The 18,392-nt window shown below is 60.2% G+C and carries 15 protein-coding genes and 2 tRNA genes; 7 read left to right on the forward strand and 10 right to left on the reverse strand.

The genetic code is table 11. The features are described 5' to 3' along the window. Positions 1–17: 17 nt before the first annotated feature. Both AB5Y48_RS06840 and AB5Y48_RS06845 read right to left on the reverse strand, forming a co-directional pair. Positions 18–94 (reverse strand) — tRNA-Met (locus AB5Y48_RS06840). Positions 95–152: 58 nt separating this feature from the next. Beyond that, positions 153–229 (reverse strand) — tRNA-Met (locus AB5Y48_RS06845). Positions 230–426: 197 nt separating this feature from the next. Here AB5Y48_RS06845 and glgX point away from each other — a divergent pair. Continuing rightward, positions 427–2,496 carry a glycogen debranching protein GlgX gene (gene glgX / locus AB5Y48_RS06850; protein WP_224163707.1) on the forward strand — a complete coding sequence of 690 codons (2,070 nt, stop codon included), beginning with the start codon at positions 427–429 and terminating at the stop codon, positions 2,494–2,496. Positions 2,497–2,503: 7 nt separating this feature from the next. Here glgX and AB5Y48_RS06855 read toward each other — a convergent pair whose 3' ends face one another. From AB5Y48_RS06855 to AB5Y48_RS06865, 3 genes are all read right to left on the reverse strand, one after another. Then, the gene (locus tag AB5Y48_RS06855; protein ID WP_368164059.1) at positions 2,504–3,217 is read right to left on the reverse strand and encodes a hypothetical protein; all 714 of its coding nucleotides are present in this window, start codon (positions 3,215–3,217) and stop codon (positions 2,504–2,506) included. Between the two features lie 61 nt (positions 3,218–3,278). Beyond that, entirely contained in the window at positions 3,279–4,901 is a 1,623-nt protein-coding gene (locus AB5Y48_RS06860) for a DUF2813 domain-containing protein (protein ID WP_136613630.1), read from the reverse strand. A gap of 231 nt (positions 4,902–5,132) precedes the next feature. Continuing rightward, positions 5,133–6,020: a helix-turn-helix domain-containing protein gene (locus AB5Y48_RS06865; protein WP_368164060.1), complete on the reverse strand. Its 888-nt coding sequence runs from the start codon at positions 6,018–6,020 to the stop codon at positions 5,133–5,135. Between the two features lie 163 nt (positions 6,021–6,183). On the opposite strand from AB5Y48_RS06865, the gene AB5Y48_RS06870 reads away from it, so the two are divergent. Together AB5Y48_RS06870 and AB5Y48_RS06875 are read left to right on the forward strand one after the other, a co-directional pair. Next, on the forward strand, positions 6,184–7,065 hold the full coding sequence (locus AB5Y48_RS06870) for a DMT family transporter (RefSeq protein WP_368164061.1): 882 nt from the start codon (positions 6,184–6,186) through the stop codon (positions 7,063–7,065). Between the two features lie 41 nt (positions 7,066–7,106). Beyond that, a complete protein-coding gene (locus AB5Y48_RS06875; protein ID WP_368164062.1) occupies positions 7,107–7,955 on the forward strand; it encodes a LysR family transcriptional regulator in 849 nt (282 codons plus the stop codon). On the opposite strand, the gene AB5Y48_RS06880 is transcribed toward AB5Y48_RS06875, so the two are convergent. Beyond that, positions 7,937–8,710 carry a TSUP family transporter gene (locus AB5Y48_RS06880; protein ID WP_050667494.1) on the reverse strand — a complete coding sequence of 258 codons (774 nt, stop codon included), beginning with the start codon at positions 8,708–8,710 and terminating at the stop codon, positions 7,937–7,939. The genes AB5Y48_RS06875 and AB5Y48_RS06880 overlap by 19 nt on opposite strands. A gap of 97 nt (positions 8,711–8,807) precedes the next feature. After that, positions 8,808–9,533 (reverse strand): tRNA-uridine aminocarboxypropyltransferase, encoded by a 726-nt coding sequence (locus AB5Y48_RS06885; protein WP_368164148.1) that lies wholly within the window; start codon positions 9,531–9,533, stop codon positions 8,808–8,810. Between the two features lie 204 nt (positions 9,534–9,737). On the opposite strand from AB5Y48_RS06885, the gene AB5Y48_RS06890 reads away from it, so the two are divergent. From AB5Y48_RS06890 to yfaE, 4 genes are all read left to right on the forward strand, one after another. Continuing rightward, complete coding sequence (locus AB5Y48_RS06890) at positions 9,738–10,328, forward strand: transcriptional regulator (protein WP_368164063.1); 591 nt, start codon at positions 9,738–9,740, stop codon at positions 10,326–10,328. Positions 10,329–10,688: 360 nt separating this feature from the next. Then, positions 10,689–12,956, forward strand: a complete 2,268-nt coding sequence (gene nrdA, locus AB5Y48_RS06895; protein WP_368164064.1) for a class 1a ribonucleoside-diphosphate reductase subunit alpha — start codon at positions 10,689–10,691, stop codon at positions 12,954–12,956. A gap of 92 nt (positions 12,957–13,048) precedes the next feature. Beyond that, on the forward strand, positions 13,049–14,179 hold the full coding sequence (gene nrdB / locus AB5Y48_RS06900; RefSeq protein ID WP_060586364.1) for a class Ia ribonucleoside-diphosphate reductase subunit beta: 1,131 nt from the start codon (positions 13,049–13,051) through the stop codon (positions 14,177–14,179). Further along, on the forward strand, positions 14,179–14,469 hold the full coding sequence (yfaE, locus tag AB5Y48_RS06905) for a class I ribonucleotide reductase maintenance protein YfaE (RefSeq protein ID WP_082178037.1): 291 nt from the start codon (positions 14,179–14,181) through the stop codon (positions 14,467–14,469). Before nrdB ends, yfaE begins: the two co-directional genes overlap by 1 nt. Positions 14,470–14,519: 50 nt before the next feature. On the opposite strand, the gene AB5Y48_RS06910 is transcribed toward yfaE, so the two are convergent. The 3 genes from AB5Y48_RS06910 to proQ form a co-directional block, all read right to left on the reverse strand. Continuing rightward, the gene (locus AB5Y48_RS06910; RefSeq protein ID WP_368164065.1) at positions 14,520–15,491 is read right to left on the reverse strand and encodes a hypothetical protein; all 972 of its coding nucleotides are present in this window, start codon (positions 15,489–15,491) and stop codon (positions 14,520–14,522) included. Positions 15,492–15,755: 264 nt separating this feature from the next. After that, on the reverse strand, positions 15,756–17,768 hold the full coding sequence (gene prc / locus AB5Y48_RS06915; protein ID WP_050667489.1) for a carboxy terminal-processing peptidase: 2,013 nt from the start codon (positions 17,766–17,768) through the stop codon (positions 15,756–15,758). A 10-nt stretch (positions 17,769–17,778) separates the two neighbouring features. Beyond that, positions 17,779–18,336: an RNA chaperone ProQ gene (proQ, locus tag AB5Y48_RS06920; protein ID WP_050667488.1), complete on the reverse strand. Its 558-nt coding sequence runs from the start codon at positions 18,334–18,336 to the stop codon at positions 17,779–17,781. Positions 18,337–18,392: the final 56 nt, after the last annotated feature.

An 18,392-nucleotide genomic window follows, 5' to 3' on the forward strand; every position in this document is an offset into this window, starting at 1 on the left:
TGCCTTGCGGCTCAAGTTGGTTGCGGGGGCCGGATTTGAACCGACGACCTTCGGGTTATGAGCCCGACGAGCTACCGAGCTGCTCCACCCCGCGTCCGAATTGTCACCTCGATGTGAGCAGAACATCGAAGCCTGTGCCTTGCGGCTTAAGTTGGTTGCGGGGGCCGGATTTGAACCGACGACCTTCGGGTTATGAGCCCGACGAGCTACCGAGCTGCTCCACCCCGCGTCCGAGGTCGCCAATAATAGGGCGCGCGCTTCATATTGCAAGGAATATTCATAAAAATATTTGATGAAACTAACTGACTGCCTGTTTGAGCGGCAAGATGAGCAACTCTCGCACAACCCTTGGGTAATAAGGCGTCAGAGGCAGCCACACTTATCCCTGACTAGACTGTGAGGCACTGGCGTCAAAGGAGCAGTCTTATGAGGATTTCACGCGGCCACTGCACCCGGCTGGGGGCACACCTCGAGGGAGATGGGGTCAACTTTGCCATCTGGGCACGCCTCGCCAGCCATGTCGAGCTGCTGCTCTTTGCTCATGAGACCGACACCAACCCGGCCGTGATCCCTCTCTCTCCCCGCCTCAATCGCACCGCCTACTATTGGCACATCCATGTGGCCGGCATTGGGGCCGGCCAATGCTATGGCTTTCGTATCCACGGACCCTGGCGTCCCTATAACGGGACCCGCTTTGATCGAGACAAGGTGCTGCTCGACCCTTATAGCCGGGCTGTCGAGCTTCCCCCCAATTACGATCGTCTGGCGGCAGCCAGACCGGGCAGTAATCTGCACTGCTGCGCCAAGAGCCGGGTGGTCGATCTGGGCCACTACGACTGGGAAGGGGATGAACTGCCCGCCCACTCCCTCTCGCGTTCTGTCATCTATGAGTTGCACCTGGCCGGTTTTACCCGTGATCCCGGCTCAGGGATCCCCGCAAAGCGCCGCGGCACCTACCTGGGTCTCATCGACAAGATTCCTTATCTGCAACAGTTGGGGATCACCGCCGTCGAGCTGCTCCCCATCTTTCAGTTTGATCCCCAGGATGCTCCCGCTGGCCTTGCCAACTACTGGGGTTACAGCCCTATCTCTTTCTTTGCGCCGCACGCGCAATATGCCGCCACCAGCGATCCGGTCACCGAGTTTCGCGACATGGTCAAGGCGCTGCACCGGGCCGGGATCGAGGTCATTCTGGATGTGGTCTACAACCACACCGCCGAGGGGGGGGACGATGGCCCCACCTTTTGCTATCGCGGCATCGACAATGAGGCTTACTACATCCTGAACGATCAGATGCACCACACCAACTACTCGGGCTGCGGCAACACCTTTAACGGCGCCCACCCGGTGGCCCTTCGCATGATCATGGACAGTCTGCGCTTCTGGCGTCAGGAGATGCATGTGGACGGGTTCCGATTCGATCTGGCCTCAATACTCTCCCGCGACGAGAGCGGCATGCCGGTGACCAACTCCCCGACCCTACGCACCATAGATACCGATCCCCAGATCACTGACACCAAACTCATCGCCGAGGCCTGGGACGCGGGTGGACTCTATCAGGTGGGGAGCATAGCGGGTGCCCGCTGGCGTGAGTGGAACGGTCAGTTTCGCGATGATGTCCGCCGCTTTATTCGTGGCGATGACAACAGCGTCCGGGCCTTTGCCGAGCGACTGTGTGGCAGTCCGGACATCTACCACTACCACCACGCGGATCCCGAGAAGAGCATCAACTTCGTCACCTGTCACGATGGTTTTACCCTGTGGGACTGGGCCAGTTACAACGAGAAGCACAACGAGGCGAACGGTGAACACAATCGCGATGGCTGCAATGAGAATTTCAGCTGGAATCATGGCCATGAAGGCGTAACGGGAGATCCGCAGATCAATACCCTGCGCCTGCGACAGGCCAAGAATATGATGGTGGCCACCCTGCTCTCGGTGGGCTCTCCCATGATTCTCATGGGCGATGAGGTGCTCCACAGCCAGGAAGGCAATAACAACGCCTACTGTCAGGACACCCCCTTGAGCTGGATGCAGTGGAAGTGGGATAGCCGCGCCCAGAATATGTTGCGCTTCATGCGGGAGCTGATCCTCTATCGCAAGCAGCTGCTGGCTCGCCCCGAACAAGATGGCATGCCCCACTCTCTGGCCGAGATCCTGCGCCACAGCGAGATCTGCTGGCATGGGGTGGAGTGCTATCAACCGGACTGGGGCGGCCACTCTCATGCCATCGCCATGTCAGCCCTCTCCAAGGAGGAGCGGCTCGCCTTTTATCTGGTCTTTAACAGTTTCTGGGAGCCTCTGGAGTTCAAACTGCCGGCCCCCCCACGCGGGGTCGGTGGAGAGTGGCATCGCATCCTCGATACGGCCCTGCCCACTCCCCAGGACATCGTCTCCTTCGGCAGTGAATTGGTCATGATCAAGGGGCACTATCGGCTGGCAGAGCGCAGCTGCTGCCTGCTGGTCAGCGGGGCAGCCGGATTCTGCCCCGCCTGAGCAAGCCTTAGATGAGGGCGAAGAGACGGGCCCCGGCACACTGGGAGAGGAGCAGGATAAAGAGGGTGGTGGAGAGCACCACAGGGGCGTTGTCACGGCGGCTGAGAAGGGGGAAGAACCAGATCCCTAGCCCCATGATCATCAGGAGGCTATAGCCCAGCACCCAGGGGATCAGGGTATCGAGCAGGGCCGCATCTTGCTGCATCAGGGTCACGACGCCAAGCCATACCAGCCCCGCCAGGGCGCCGACGAGCCCCCCAAGAGGCAACAGCAGGTTGAACGCCTGCAGCCGATGACGAGCACGAAGCAGCATCAGGTGGGCGAAGGCGCAGCCCAGCACGATGAGTTGGGTCAGCGCTGCCCCGCCCTCACGGGCCATCAGCAAGAGACCATAGAGGGCGAGCGGCAATGCCGGCACGGCAAACCAGCCAGAGGGAATGGAGCGCTTGGCCTCGAGGCGCGACTGAAGGATGGCGAGAGCAAAACCGGCGATCACCGCCCCCCCAGCCGGGGCGATCAGCCACAGAGGGGCGCCGGCAGAGAGGGCCAGCAACACCGACAGGGCCGTCATCACCCACACCGAGAAGATCTGGGTCGAAATCCGGGCGCGCTGACCGGGGCAGAGATCCCCTTTCCACAGCACGACCCCCAGCAACAACAAGGCGCCACAGGCCATCAGGCCGAGCAGAGGGTAGAGCCAGAGAGTGAGTTGAGCAAACATGGCAAGACTCCTGAGACAAGAGCCGCGCAGTATACCCAATTCACCCCGGCAGCCCAATCCATCAACTCTGACCACGCGCCATGGCGACCACTTTCGCAAACATCTGCCTGAGCACGGGGGGGATCTCACCCAGCCGCTCCGCCTCCTCCACCACGGCCAGGGCCATCCCCGGCTTGCTGCGATGATGGATAGCCTTGTCGATAATGCGCCCTGTGCTCAGCGGCGTCTTGTCGCCGACCCCGGCCTCGCGCCGATAGACACTCTCGAAGCCATGCTGATAGAGGTAGTGCTCGATATCGGCCGCCGGCAACAGGGTTAGACGATCCCGCTCGCGCTCTCCCTTGAGCTGCCCGCGCACCGAGTTGGCATACTTGACGCCGGCCTCATCGCCATCGGCCAGGAGATGCCACTCGATACCAAAGTCACGGGCAATCTTGATAAGGGGTGTCTGCCCGCACTGGGCAAATTCGATGATGCGCACCCCCTCCGCCCTCAGGCTGTAACCGCAGATCTGGGCCAGCTCCGAGAGCAGCCAGATCTCGGTCTCCCCTTCCACCAGCAGCCAGCAGCGGGCAAACAGGGACATGGGGCGGTTGATGCGCACATGAAAGGCTATCTTGCGCAGATCGTCGCTGCTATAGCGCTCGCCACCAAGCTGGTGACACTGGATATCCCCGTCCCGACGCACCAGACGGCGCACCTCGGAGAGCGGAAGCGAGGAGAGCAGGTCCCCCGAGTTGGTGGTGAGCAACTTCTGCCCGGGGAGCTGCTCGAGCAGCCCCCAGGCCAGGGCCAGCATGGTGGGGTGCAAGCGACTCTCGGGATCTTCGAGGATCAGGATGGGGCGCGCCCCCTCCTCCAGCTCACGGTTACCGCGTGCCTGCAACAGGGCGCCCGCCACGCCGGCCATGGCCAGTTGCAAGGCCCGGCTGTCGGAGCTGGCCAGCATATCGTGCAAATTGGCCGGGTGACGCAGGGTCATGGGCTTGTTGATGATCTCGCGCTGGGTACGAGGCTTGTGTTTGAGCGGCGAGAGGGCCCGAAAATAGTGCTCCATCAGGTGACGCACCGCCTGCAGCGCCCCTTTGAGCTCCCCTTCCGTGATCCCCTGGGGATCGTCTTGCATCCGCTCGCTCAGATCGCTCAATGACTGCTCCCACTGACCGTTGAGCGCAGGCTCGGTCGCCCTGGCGGCGCGGGCGTCGCGCAGCCGAAACACCGGGTTCATGGTGATCAGCTGCTCGACCAGCCCGACTTCATTCAAGGTCAGTGCCTTGCCGGCGCTATCGAGAAAATCGTGGCGCGTCTCTATCTCGCCACTCTCGAGGCGCACCGCCATGGCCCGATAGTGGATCCGGTTGAACTTGTCTTTGTGTTTTACCCAGGCCGGGGCAAGTCGCGCCAGGCGGCTGGAGTGCAGGGCGATATCGGGACGGAACTCGCAGAAAGTGAGGACAATCTGGGCATGATCGGCCAGGGGCAGACCGGGGTCTTCGGGGCGGTAGAAGTCATCGGCGGTAAACTGATAGGGCTCGGCCTCTTGCCCCAACAGGCACCAGAGCGCCCGCAGCAGGCTGCTCTTTCCCCAGGCGTTCTCCCCTATCAGTACTGTGGTCTGATCCAGCCCCATCGAGAGGCGGTTTATCCCGCGAAAACTGCGGATATCGATGCGTTCCAGATACATTCAGGGGGAGTCCGGCTGGTCATTTTCATCCAATAGTGACAAAGCCGGGCCCAAAAACCTATGTGTTGAGCGTGCTTATTACCGGGAACTGTGAGGCGTTTGGCGATTTTGTGCCGTTTCGCTGGGGGCGGTATGCCACACAGGCCCGTTCCAGTGGCTGAACCAGAGTTGACGATGACGCAGCTGACGTTTTTTATGTCCCATGACTCTCTCCTTGGGTTGCAGCCACCACTATCTTTGCTGCATATGACAACAAGATGACCATTGGGCTCGCCACTGCCCCGGCGTCTGTCCGAAGGCTGCCTTGAAGCGATTGCCGAAGTGAGCCTGGGAGGAAAAACCGCAGCGCAGGGCGATCTCTGCCAGTGGCAGCCTCCCCTTTAGCAGCTCCACGGCCCGGGTCAGCCGGCGGGTGGCGAGATAGCGATGGGGAGGTAGTCCGACACTGGTGGCAAACATCCGGGCGAAGTGGTATTCGCTCAGTTGCACCAAACCGGCCAGCTCGGCTAGCGTGACGGGCTCGCCCAGGTGCTGCTCTATATAGTCGCACACCCGGCGCACCATCACCGGGGCCAAGCCTCCCCGGATCCGGGGTAAGCGGGGGGCCGCCCGGGTGTGGCAGCGATAGAGCTGCAGCATCAGCATCCAGGCACAATGGGAGAGGGAGAGTCTATCCAGTGGCGAGGACCAGTCGAGGGCGAGCAGAGGCCCCTGCACCAGGCTTGCCAGCAAGGGATCTTCGATAAAGGTCTTGTCTTCGAGCTCGAGGTGCCGCCCCTCCCGATCGCACGCCTGTTCGGCAATACGCACCAGATGGGCCGGGGTGAAGTAGAGGTGGAAAAAGGCAAACTCGTCGCGTACCAGCCACTCCGACTGATGCTGATCCGGCATGATGCAGATCTTGCCGACCCCCCCGCGCCCGCGCGGGCCATCGAGGCGCTCGGTCTGCTCCCCACCCTCGAGATAGACGCTCAGGGTGTGGTGGCCCGGCTTGTCGTAGCGCGTCTGATCGAAGCGATTACGCCAGCGGGCCGCGCCAAGCTCGGGCTCCAGCCAGCACTCGGCCTCGAGCCGAGCCCCGGTCCGTTGCAATGCCTGATAGACGCCATCCTGCCCCATGCTGCCCCCTCTCCGTTGAGGCTCATTCTAACCATACCGGCCTGCGGGGCGAGAGAGGGCGTGAACAAAAGCGCAAGAATCTGCAAAAGGCGCACTCTGCTGCAAGACAGAGCCCGGTATGACGCGCCACTGTGGTGTCTCTCACCCTCGTCAGGAGTTTTCCATGAACCTTGCCCTCTATCTCTCCACCACCCTTATCTGGGGCTCGACCTGGATTGCCATCAGCTGGCAACTCGGTGAGGTGCCCATCGAGGTGTCGGTGCTTTACCGCTTCGCACTGGCGGCACTGGCCCTGTTTGCCATTCTGGCCGCGGCCCGTCGTCCCCTGCACCTGCCGCTTGCCGGCCACACCTATGCACTGGGTCTTGGGGTGCTGCTCTTTTCCACCAACTTCTTGTGCTTCTACCATGCCACCCGCTTCATCCCCAGTGGCCTCTCGGCCGTGGTATTTGCCAGTGCCAGCATAGTGAGTGGCCTGCTGCTGTGGCTGCTCGAGCAGAGGCGCCCCTCTGGGCGCTGGGCCCTCGGCGCCCTGCTCGGTGTGAGCGGCACCCTGCTGCTGTTTTGGCCCGAGCTGCGCCAAGGCGATGGCCAGACACCCCGGCTCGGCCTGCTGCTCGCCTGCGCGGGTACCCTCTGCTTCTGCCTTGGCAACCTGGTCTCGGCCCGTGGCCAGCGGGCCGGCTTCACTGTGCTGCAACTGGTTCCCTGGGGCATGCTCTACGGCGTGGGGCTGCTGTCTCTCTGGGTCCTCGTCAGGGGTGAGACACTGACTATCCCCCACGGCGGGCGCTATCTGGCCGGGCTCATCTATCTGGCGCTGTTCGGATCGGTCGTGGCATTTTGCGCCTACCTCACCCTGGTCGGACGCATCGGCGCCGCCAACGCCTCCTATGCTACCGTGCTCTTTCCTCTGGTGGCCCTGACCTTGTCAACCTGGTTTGAGGGGTATCACTGGACAACGACAGCCTGGGTCGGAGTCACCTGCTCTGTGCTGGGCAATCTCATTTTGTTTGCCCCGCGGCGCTTGCCGTGGCGGGTCTGACGCCCTAACGTGTCGGCAGCACGTCATACTGGGGAGTCATCATGCTGCTGGAAGGACTGGAAACCCTCTATCTGCTGGCCCGCGAAGGAACCATGGGCAAGGTGGGAAGTCGCCTCTATATCAGTCAATCGGCGGTCAGCAAGCGCATCGCCAACCTGGAGGGGCGCCTTGGCAAGCGCCTGGTGGAGCCGGATGGCCGCAACATCCGTCTCACCGCCGATGCCCGCGATCTGTTGGCTCGCGTCAATCCGCTGCTTGAGGAGCTTAAAGGGGAGATCTCGGACAACCGGGCCATGAGCGATCACACCCCGTTGCCGCTCGCCTGCTCCGAGACGCTGCTGGCAGGCTATCTGGCTCCCTTCTTCGCCGCGTATATCCGCCAGCAGGACAAGGCTCTGGTGCTCTCCACCCACCACACCCCTGTCATCATCGAGAGAGTGCGCTCCGGCGATGCCCTGCTCGGGATCTGTGCCGGACGCCTTCCCAATGGCCACGGCCTGTTGGCCACCCGGCTGATGGACGAGCCCTTCTACCTGGTCGGAGATGAGGAGCAGGCCCTCAGGGAGGGGATCCTCACCATGGAGCTGGAGAACCCCTCCAATACCTATCTGGCTGCGACCCTGGAGGAGCAGGGACTGCGCCCGCGCATGCAGCTGGACTCCTACCAGGCCCTGATCGAGCTGGCCCGCGCCGGCGTGGCCCCCGTGCTGTTACCGGCCGGGCTGCTCGACAAACTGGGGGATGAGGCGCAGCCACGGCGCCCCCTTGCTGGGCTGACACGCCCCTTGCACCTCATCTACCGCCCCAACGCCCTCAAGCGAGATCGACTGGTACGGCTGATGGAGGCCATCGGCGCCCACTTCACCTCCCGTCAGATGGTGAGCAGCTGAGGGTAGTGTGCCAGCAGCAGCTTGACCGACATCACCAGGGAGACGGAGACCAGCAGAGGACGAATCAGCTTTACCCCCTTGCTGATGACCAACCGGGAGCCGAGTCTGGCCCCCAGAAACTGACCGACCGCCATCACCAGCCCTACACTCCACACCACCTTACCCCCCAGGGCGAAAAAGAGCAGTGAGGCGATGTTGGAGGTGAAGTTGAGCAACTTGGTATGGGCCGTGGCACGGGCCATGCCGTAACCCCCCAGGGCGATAAAGGCGATGGCAAAGAAGGAGCCGGTCCCGGGCCCGAAAAAGCCATCGTAAAACCCGACCCCACCGCCGGCCAACAACGCAAAGGGCAAGGGGGAGAGGCGGCGCTGACTCTCGGCATCGCTCACCCGGGGTGAAAACATGAAGTAGAGGGCGAAGATCATCAACAGGAAAGGCAGGATCTTCTCCAGCACGGCGGCATCGATGGTCTGCACCGCCAGCGAGCCTCCTGCGGCCCCCACAAAGGTCGCGATCACCGCAGGCCAAATGGTGTGCCACTCGAGCATGCCACGACGGGCAAAGAAGAGGGTGGCAGAGAAGGAGCCAAAACTGCTCTGCAACTTGTTGGTGCCGAGCACCAGAGCCGGCGGCATACCGGTGGCCAGCAGTGCCGGCACGGTGAGCAGTCCCCCGCCGCCGGCGATCGAGTCGATAAATCCCGCCAGCAGGGCGACGCCAAACAGCATCACCAGAGTCATTAATTCCATTTCCATTGGTCACCTCATCATCAGCAATGGCGCGATGTTACTCCCCTTCCCTCCCCCGGCACAGCGAAACGACGGCAGGCAACCTATTCCCATCAGGAATCAATTAACCCTGCCATGCCTCCAGGGCCTGGCACAGGAGCGCATCGTCGGGGGAACGGCGCAATTTTCCGGCCAGATAACGACAGCTAAAGAGGTTGAACCACTGCTGCAGGGCCGCCCCCTCGCGGCCGAAGCCCGCACTCTCGAGCACACAGGCGGCGACCTCGGCGGTGCACAGGTGCTCGTCGTGGGCGGCAACCCGCATGCCATACGTCGAGAGCTGCTCCGGACGCACCGAGAGCACCGGGAAGGCGTCGAGATAGGGGCTCTTGTTGGCCATGCGCCGCGCCTCACGCCAGGTGCCATCGAGGAGAATAAAGAGAGGGCGTTTGCCCTCTTCAAGCACAGGCGTGTGAAGAACCCGCTCGGGAGCCTTCTCGCAATCGGGAAAGACCAGGAAAGGCTGGTAGTCGGGATGGGCGAGCAGGGCCAGCAGCGCCGGATCCGGCTCGGTGCGGGACCAGAGGAAGGCATGGGTCGAGTCGGGCAGCACATCGGCGATGAGGCGCCCGGTATTGCTCGGTTTGAGGGGTTCGCTATCAAACATGATCAGGCAGAAAGCGGCGCGAGAGTGCATCACGGGCCGTAAATGGCAGGCACACAGCCCCGGCTGCAACAGACAGCCAAGGCAACGCTTGACGCTGCCGCCACGGGCAAGAAAGGGTCGGGTTGAGCGGGCAAGACGGACGGTGCGCAGGCGGTTGACTGAGTGATCCGGGGCCTGGGTCATGGAGAGTTCAATCCAGAAGATGAGCGAGGAGCGCATTCTAGCGGCCCTGTGGTGAAGGGGGAACAGTCCCTCCTAAAAAGCTAAAAAACTCATTAAATCTCAAAATGGGCCCACGGGATAATTGTCCGACCCCGAACCTGCATGCCAAACTGCATGCCACTCAACAGTGAGCAATACATTACAACAACAAATTACACACAGAGCATGAAAATCCACATTGCCCCATACGCTATCGATCTCATCAGCGGCGAAATCACCCAGGATGATGAGTGTCTTATCCGGCTCGGCGGTGCCGAGACCCGACTCCTGACGGCTCTGGTCGAGGCCAATGGCGACCCCGTCAGCCGTCAGGCTCTGCTCGAGCATGGCTGGCCCGGCAAGGTTGTCGGCCCCAATTCTCTTAATGTGGCTATCGCCAACCTCAGGCGCAGCCTGCCGCCACCGCTGCAACTCATCACCCTGCCCAAATTTGGTTACCGTATCGAAGGGTTCGTACACGACGGGGAGCTCCCGCTGCCCGAGCAGCTCCCTCCCCAACTGCGTCAACATGTCAGCCGCCTGATAGAGCGGGTCAGACAACTGCCGGATCAGCACTACGCGGATCACCTGGCCGCCCTGGCCGGTTTGCATGAGGCCCTGACCATCATCATCGAGGAGGGGGAGCCGGAGGATTATCAGCGCTATTGCGACACCATCGCCGAGCTCTTTAACCCCCAGCCGGATCTCTCTGTGCTGGCTCGCGGGATCAGCCAGCTCACCCTGGAGGCGCTGGAACACAAGTTGGGCAAACATTGACCACATGGTCGAGCGTCGGGAGTGAGCTGATGAAATCTGCGACAACCCTCTTCCCCTTGTGGCGAAGCCACCTGTCGTCAAGCCAAATAATTTGGTTTTTTTTGTCGGGGGAGGATCCTGCCGACACGACAACGCCATGAAAGGGAGGGCAAACCACTCGCTGTGAGCAGCCACTAACAGGGCGCAGAGACCCACAATTTATCCACAGGAAGTGCAGTATAGATGGATTGCAAAGGCGTGTTTGCCTCACTATCTTGTGCTTCAGCCAACAAAAAACATCTACATCTTGTGCCTCACCCCATGTTGTTCCCAATATGGGGTGAGGATTTTCGGGAAACTAACAATAGAAGGTCATCTCTCATGAACTTGCTTGTGACGAAACGGGACGGCAACAAAGAGCCCATCGATCTGGACAAGATCCATCGCGTGCTGGATTGGGCCGCGGAAGGACTCGACAACGTCTCCGTCTCTCAGGTCGAACTCAAGTCACACATCCAGTTCTATGATGGCATCCGCACCTCCGACATTCACGAGACCATCATCAAGGCGGCAGCCGATCTTATCTCCCAGGAGAGCCCGGACTATCAGTTTATGGCTGCCCGTCTGGCCATCTTCCATCTGCGCAAGAAGGCCTATGGCCAGTTTGAGCCGCCCCACCTCTACAGCCACGTCGCCAAACTGGTCGACATGGGCAAATATGACAAGCACCTGCTGGAAGACTACACCCAGGCCGAATTCGAGGAGCTCAATGCTCACCTCGACCACTGGCGTGACATGACCTTCTCCTACGCCGCCGTCAAGCAGCTGGAGGGCAAGTATCTGGTCCAGAACCGCGTCACCGGCGAGATCTACGAGAGCCCGCAGTTCCTCTACATCCTGGTGGCTGCCTGCCTCTTCTCCAAGTATCCGAAAGATACCCGTCTTGACTACATCAAGCGTTTCTACGATGCGGTCTCGACCTTCAAGATCTCCCTGCCGACTCCGATCATGAGCGGTGTGCGTACCCCGACCCGCCAGTTCAGCTCCTGCGTGCTGATCGAGTGCGACGACAGCCTGGACTCTATCAACGCCACCGCCAGTGCCATCGTACGCTATGTCTCCCAGCGTGCCGGTATCGGTATCAACGCCGGCCGTATTCGTGGTCTGGGCAGCCCCATCCGTGGCGGCGAAGCCTTCCACACCGGCTGTATCCCCTTCTACAAGTACTTCCAGACGGCCGTGAAGTGCTGCTCCCAGGGCGGTGTGCGTGGCGGTGCGGCCACCCTCTTCTACCCCCTGTGGCACATCGAGGTGGAGAGCCTGCTGGTACTGAAGAACAACCGCGGCGTGGAAGAGAACCGGGTCCGTCACATGGACTACGGGGTGCAGCTCAACAAGCTGATGTACCAGCGTCTTATCAAGGGCGGTGACATCACCTTGTTCTCCCCGTCTGATGCACCTGGCCTGTATGACGCCTTCTTTGCCGATCAGGAGAAGTTCGAAGCGCTCTACGTCAAGTACGAGCAGGATCCGGGCATCCGCAAGAAGACCCTCAAGGCGGTCGATCTCTTCTCCCTGATGATGCAGGAGCGTGCCGGTACCGGTCGCATCTACATCCAGAACGTGGACCACTGCAACACCCACAGCCCGTTCGATCCGAGCGTCGCCCCGGTACGCCAGTCCAACCTCTGCCTCGAGATTGCACTGCCCACCAAGCCGCTTAACAACATCGACGACGAGAGCGGCGAGATCGCCCTGTGCACCCTCTCTGCCTTCAACCTCGGCGCCATCGAGAAGCTCGACGATCTGGAAGAGATGGCCGATCTGGCGGTGCGAGCCCTCGATGCCCTGCTCGACTATCAGGACTACCCGATTGCCGCCGCCAGGAAGGGCAGCATGAACCGCCGCACCCTGGGGATTGGCGTCATCAACTATGCCTACTACCTGGCCAAGAACGGTGCCCGCTACTCCGACGGCTCCGGCCTGGCCCTGACCCATCGTACCTTCGAGGCGATCCAGTACTATCTGCTGAAGGCATCCGTTGGGCTGGCCCGTGAGTTTGGCCCCTGCCCGGCCTTCAACGAGACCACCTATGCCCAGGGGATCCTGCCCATCGACACCTACAAGGCCGATCTGGACACCCTGTGCAACGAACCCCTGCACTACGACTGGGAAGCCCTGCGCGAAGAGATCCGCACCGTGGGTCTGCGCAACTCCACCCTGACCGCCCTGATGCCGAGTGAGACCTCCAGCCAGATCTCCAACGCCACCAACGGCATCGAGCCGCCGCGCGGCCTGGTCTCGGTCAAGGCGTCCAAGGACGGTATCCTCAAGCAGGTGGTCCCCGAGTACAGCCGCCTCAAGGATCAGTACGAGCTCCTGTGGCAACAGCCGAGTGTGGATGGCTACCTGCAGTTGGTCGGTATCATGCAAAAATTTGTGGATCAGGCCATCTCCGCCAACACCAACTATGATCCGGCCCGCTTCGAGGGTAGCAAGGTCCCCATGAAGCAACTGCTCAAGGACTTGCTGACCGCCTACAAGTACGGGGTCAAGACCCTCTACTACCACAACACCCGGGACGGTGCCGACGACACCCAGACCGATCTGCAAGATGACGGTTGTGCCAGCGGGGCGTGCAAAATCTAACCAACGAGGGCGGGAGCAAGACTCCCGCCCGGCTGCTTTTGCCCCCGGATAACCCCAACAACAGTGTTCACACAGACAAGAGCCGAACATCCATGGCCTACACCACTTTCAGCCAAATCAAGAATGACCAGCTCAAAGAGCCCATGTTCTTTGGTCAACCCGTCAACGTAGCCCGCTACGATCAGCAGAAGCACGATGTCTTCGAGCGACTCATCGAGAAACAGCTCTCCTTCTTCTGGCGACCGGAAGAGGTGGATGTCTCGCGGGATCGCATCGACTACCAGGCCCTGCCGCCCCACGAGCAACACATCTTCATCTCCAACCTGAAGTATCAGACCCTGCTCGACTCCATACAGGGGCGTAGCCCCAACGTGGCGCTGCTGCCCCTGGTCTCCATCCCCGAGCTGGAGACCTGGATCGAGACCTGGTCCTTCTCCGAGACCATCCATTCTCGCTCTTACACCCATATCATTCGCAACATCGTCAACGATCCGGCCCTGGTGTTCGACGACATCGTCACCAACGAGCAGATCCTCAAGCGCGCCGAGTCTATCAGCCACTTCTACGACGATCTGATTGAAGCCACCTCCGTCTATCACCTGCACGGGGAAGGCACTCACATCCTCAATGGCAAGAGCGTCACCCTGACGTTGCGGGATCTCAAGAAGAAGCTCTATCTGTGCCTGATGAGCGTCAACGCCCTGGAAGCCATCCGTTTCTACGTCAGCTTCGCCTGCTCCTTTGCCTTTGCCGAGCGTGAACTGATGGAGGGTAACGCCAAGATCATCAAGATGATCGCCCGCGACGAGGCACTGCATCTCACCGGGACCCAGCACATGCTGAACCTGATGCGCAGCGGTCAGGATGACCCCGAGATGGCCGAGATCGCCCGCGAATGCGAGCAGGCCTGCTTCGATCTCTTCAAGGAAGCCGCCATTCAGGAGAAGGAGTGGGCCGAGTACCTGTTCCGTGATGGCTCCATGATCGGCCTGAACAAAGACATCCTCTGCCAATACGTGGAGTACATTACCAATCTGCGCATGAGCGCCGTGGGCCTGCAGCCAGCGTTTGCCGCCAAGCAGAACCCCATCCCCTGGATCAACACCTGGCTCTCCTCTGACAATGTGCAAGTCGCTCCGCAAGAGGTGGAGGTGAGCTCCTACCTGGTCGGCCAGATCGACAGCGAGGTAAGCCACGAAGACCTGGGCGACTTCGAGCTCTGATGAGTAGCGGCGCCCTCCCGAGTCTCGATGTGCAGGCCGTCATCGAAACCGACTCGACCCGGCTGGTGGTGAAGGGAGCAGAGACCCTGCTCGATACCTTGGAGCGCCACGGGGTCGAGGTGGAGTACCAGTGTCGCAGTGGCTATTGCGGCGCCTGCCGCACTCCCCTGCTGGCCGGCACCGTCCGCTACCTGCTGACGCCTCTGGCCTTTGTCGGTGCCGGTGAGTGTCTCCCCTGCTGCTGCCGGGCCGAGGGCACCATTCGGCTGGCGCTCGGGGAGCGCCAGTAAGCAAAAAAAGAGAGGGAGGCGCAGGCCTCCCTCTCTTTTTGCTTATGCCGTTACTGGGTCGAATCGAGATCCAGCACCAGTCCCTTCACGTCCGGGACACCGATCCCCAACATGGGCTTGCCCTTATCATCTTGGAATCCGACGCCATAGACGGTCAACGAGTCTTGCTGCTTCGCCAGATCGCGCAAGGCAAGCAGCCACGACCGCTCCAGGTTGGTCTCAACCAGCGAGGTATTGTCGTAATAGTCGAAGCGGCACTGCTGCAGGCCACTGAGCACAATACGATTTAACCCGCTCCCCGCCTGCCCGCGCCCTTCCAGACGGCAACCGGCATGGGGCAACGCCAGAGCCAGGTGCAATTCACCGCCATTGACGGTCGTCTCTGCACTGCTGAGCAGAGAGGCATTATCTCCCCCCTCATAAGTCCAGTGACGCGAATCCAGTGCCTGGGTCGGGTAGGGTTTCAGGGCAACCTTGCCGCTCCAACCGGCCACCAAGGATGATGAAGAGCCCGTGTTGCTATATGCGGTCTCGTGATCTGCGATCCACAGTGCTTCGCTCAGACCTTCAACCGCCACACTACCCCGGCTCAGGGGCGACCAGTCAAAATTGCGAATCTTGTCTCCCATATATAACTGGCTGCTATCAGGCTGCTCAAATCGTTCAACGACGTTGGAAATGGAGTTGGTGTAACGCCCACTCTCATCAGTAATCCGACCTGCACTACCAGTCAGTTGCAACAACGTTGCCTTGCTCTTATCGGCACTCTCCAGGGCGATCAGGCTGGTCCAGGGCTGTGCCTTCTCACCGGCCGGATAGACGATAGCGACTGAAAACTCAGGATCCAACGCCAGCGCCTTGTTGGCGCCATCGAGCAGATAGGGGGTATAAATACCGACCTCGGGCATGGCCATCGGCTGGGGCTTGGGTTGCGGGGCCGGAGAGCCGCCCTCAGAGCCACCACCGCCACAGGCAGAGAGCAGGGCCAGGGTGCTGGCCAGAATAGTAAACCTGAACTTCATCGTTGTTATCTCTTTGTTGTTTTATGAGCGGCAAGAGGATATCAATCAACTGATAAAAAACACACTCATCAGTTGTTACAACTCATTTCAACAACAAATACAAATAAATACTCCAGATAAAATCTAGTTCTCAGTATAAAGAAACAACAAATGACGCAATTCCTTCACCGGGCCAGCATCTTTATCCGGGCTAAAATAGCTATGCACTTTTTCAGATAAAAAAACGGCCAACACAGGTTGGCCGTTTTACTCTCGCTGGAAAAATCAAGATTTGGTCGTGAGCTTGCCCAGATCGGCGGTGATGTTGGCCGCCTCCTTGAGAAACTCATCCGGCGCCTCATAATCACTCGGCAGTTCATCGAGAGATTTCACCTGAGGCTTACCCATGCGCTTGAGACGCTCGTTGGTGCGCACCAGCGCCAACGCATCCTGCTTCTCTTGCTCGGCACGACGCTCAGCCTCATTGAGGGAGACGGATTTTTTGTCCTTCTCGCGCTTGTATTCGGCAATATCCTGCTCCACATAGGCAAACTCGGGATCGCTGGCAACCCGTTTCTCGTAGGCCTGCTTGAGGGTGGGCAACTGCGCCGTGAAGTTGCCCACCCGTTGGTAGCTGGCCGACGCAATCTTGTCCCACGGCAGGGCGTTGGGCTCCTGGCTCTCCCCCGTCTCCTCATGAGGAATGGCGGTCGGGAAGGCGATATCGGGCACGACGCCCTTGTTCTGGGTGCTGCCACCATCGATGCGGTAGAACTTGGCAATGGTGTACTGCACATGCCCCAGAGGCTCGTCGTAGAAGTCATACACCTTGGCCAGACTGCGGTGCTGCTGCACAGTTCCTTTGCCGAAGGAGTTTTCTCCTATGATGAGGGCCCGGCCGTAGTCTTGCATGGCAGCGGCAAAGATCTCGGAGGCAGAGGCACTGTAACGGTCGATCAATACCGTCATGGGGCCCCCGTAATAGACCTGACCGTCGTCGTCGCCGTTGACGGTGACCCGCCCCATGTGATCGCGGATTTGAACCACAGGACCTGCGGTGATGAAGAGCCCGGTCAGGGCAGAGGCTTCCGTCAGGGCTCCGCCCCCGTTACCACGCAGATCGACCACCAGGCCGTCGATCTTCTTCTTGTTGAGACTGGCCAGCTCCTTGATCACATCCTCGTGCAGATTGACATAGAAACTCGGGATTTCGAGCACCCCGATCTTCTTGCCCTCGGCCATCACCACCTTGGATTTGGCGGCGCGATCCTCGAGACGAACCTTGTCGCGCACCAGCTCGATCACCTCTGTCTTGGCGGTGGCACCCTTGCCACGCTGGATCTCGAGGCGCACCTTGCTGCCCTTGGGGCCCTTGATAAGGTCGACCACCTCATCGAGACGCCAGCCGATCACATCGACAATCTTGCCGTCGGCCTGGCCCACACCGGTGATCTTGTCATCGGGCTTGAGCTGGTTGGAATTGGCGGCGGGACCACCGGGCACCAGGGAGCGGATCACGGTGAAATCATCTTCGGCCTGCAGCACGGCACCTATCCCCTCGAGGGAGAGGTTCATCTCGGAGTTGAAACGATCGGCATTGCGGGGCGAGAGATAACTGGTGTGAGGTTCGATGGCGCGAGCAAAGGAGTTCATGAAGAGCTGAAAGACATCCTCGCTCTCGGTCTGGGACATACGCTTGATGGCATTGTTGTAACGCTTGGCGAGCAACTCCTTGATCTCGGGCCACTCCTTGCCGGAGAGCTTGAGACTCAGGGCATCGTACTTGACCCGCTGGCGCCACAACTCGTTGAGTTCACCCTCACTCTTTGGCCAGGAGGCGCCTTCCCTGTCGAAGAGATACTCATCCTTCTGGGTGAAATCGAAGGGAGTATCGAGCAGTGTCAGGGCATATTCGTATCGCTCATAGCGCCGCTGCTGACTCAGGTTGAACATGTCATAGGCAGGGTCGAGACGACCACGCTCCAGATCCTTGTCAAACCCCTTGCGGTACTTCTCAAAACGCTGGATGTCGGAGGCCAGAAACAGATTGCGGCTGTAATCGAGCGCCTCTAAATACTTGTCAAAGATCTCGGCTGAGAAGGCCGCATCCAGCTTGAATTGCTTGTAGTGGGAACGGGTGAACAGATTAGTGATCCGCTTGCTCGCCGTGGCGTGCTGGCTCTCTTGGCTAAGAACCGGGAGCTCACTCTCTTTCAGTACCGGCTCGACGGCCTGGGCGAGCCCGGCGATGGCCAGGCTCCAGGCGATGAGAGAATAACGAATGACACCTTGCTTCAAAAAAGCCTCCTTAGAGGACCAGGTGTTCGAACTTGACGCGCATCATCATGCCGGTCTGCAGCTGAACCTGCACGTCATCCTTGGTGATTTCCTTGATGGTAGCGGCAACCGGAGACTTACCCAGCACAACCTTGACCCCCTGCTCGAGCTTGAGCTCGTCGGCTGAGACCTTGCGCGGTTGCGGACGACGGGGCTTCTTGGGCTTGTCGCTCTTGTTGGTGACACGACGGCTGGCAAAGACGCGATCCTTGCTCTCCTTGAGCGCCTGTTTGGCGTGCTCGACATGCTCCTCGGTCAGCAGCTCACCCGGATTGCCATCGAGATCGACACGGGCGATCCCCGCCTTGAGGCCATGCAGATAACGCCAACTGGAGGTGTACTGACGCAGAGCTGAACGCAGCAGGGTCTTGGAGACCTTGGGGTCATCGGCCAGGCGGGCAGCCAGGTCCTGGAAGATACCGATCTTGAGCGGCTTGGCCTCCCCTTCTGCGATGAAGCAGGCGGGAAACTTCTCGATCAGATAGGCAATGACCTCTTTACTGTTCTTCAGCTTTTCAGTGTTTTCCATGTATAACCTTGATTTATTAATTAGCAGGGGCTCGAGCCCGCAGAGACGACAAGGGC

Origin of the sequence: Aeromonas sp. R6-2 (assembly GCF_040908155.1) — a bacterium.
GTDB classification, from domain to species: domain Bacteria; phylum Pseudomonadota; class Gammaproteobacteria; order Enterobacterales; family Aeromonadaceae; genus Aeromonas; species Aeromonas schubertii.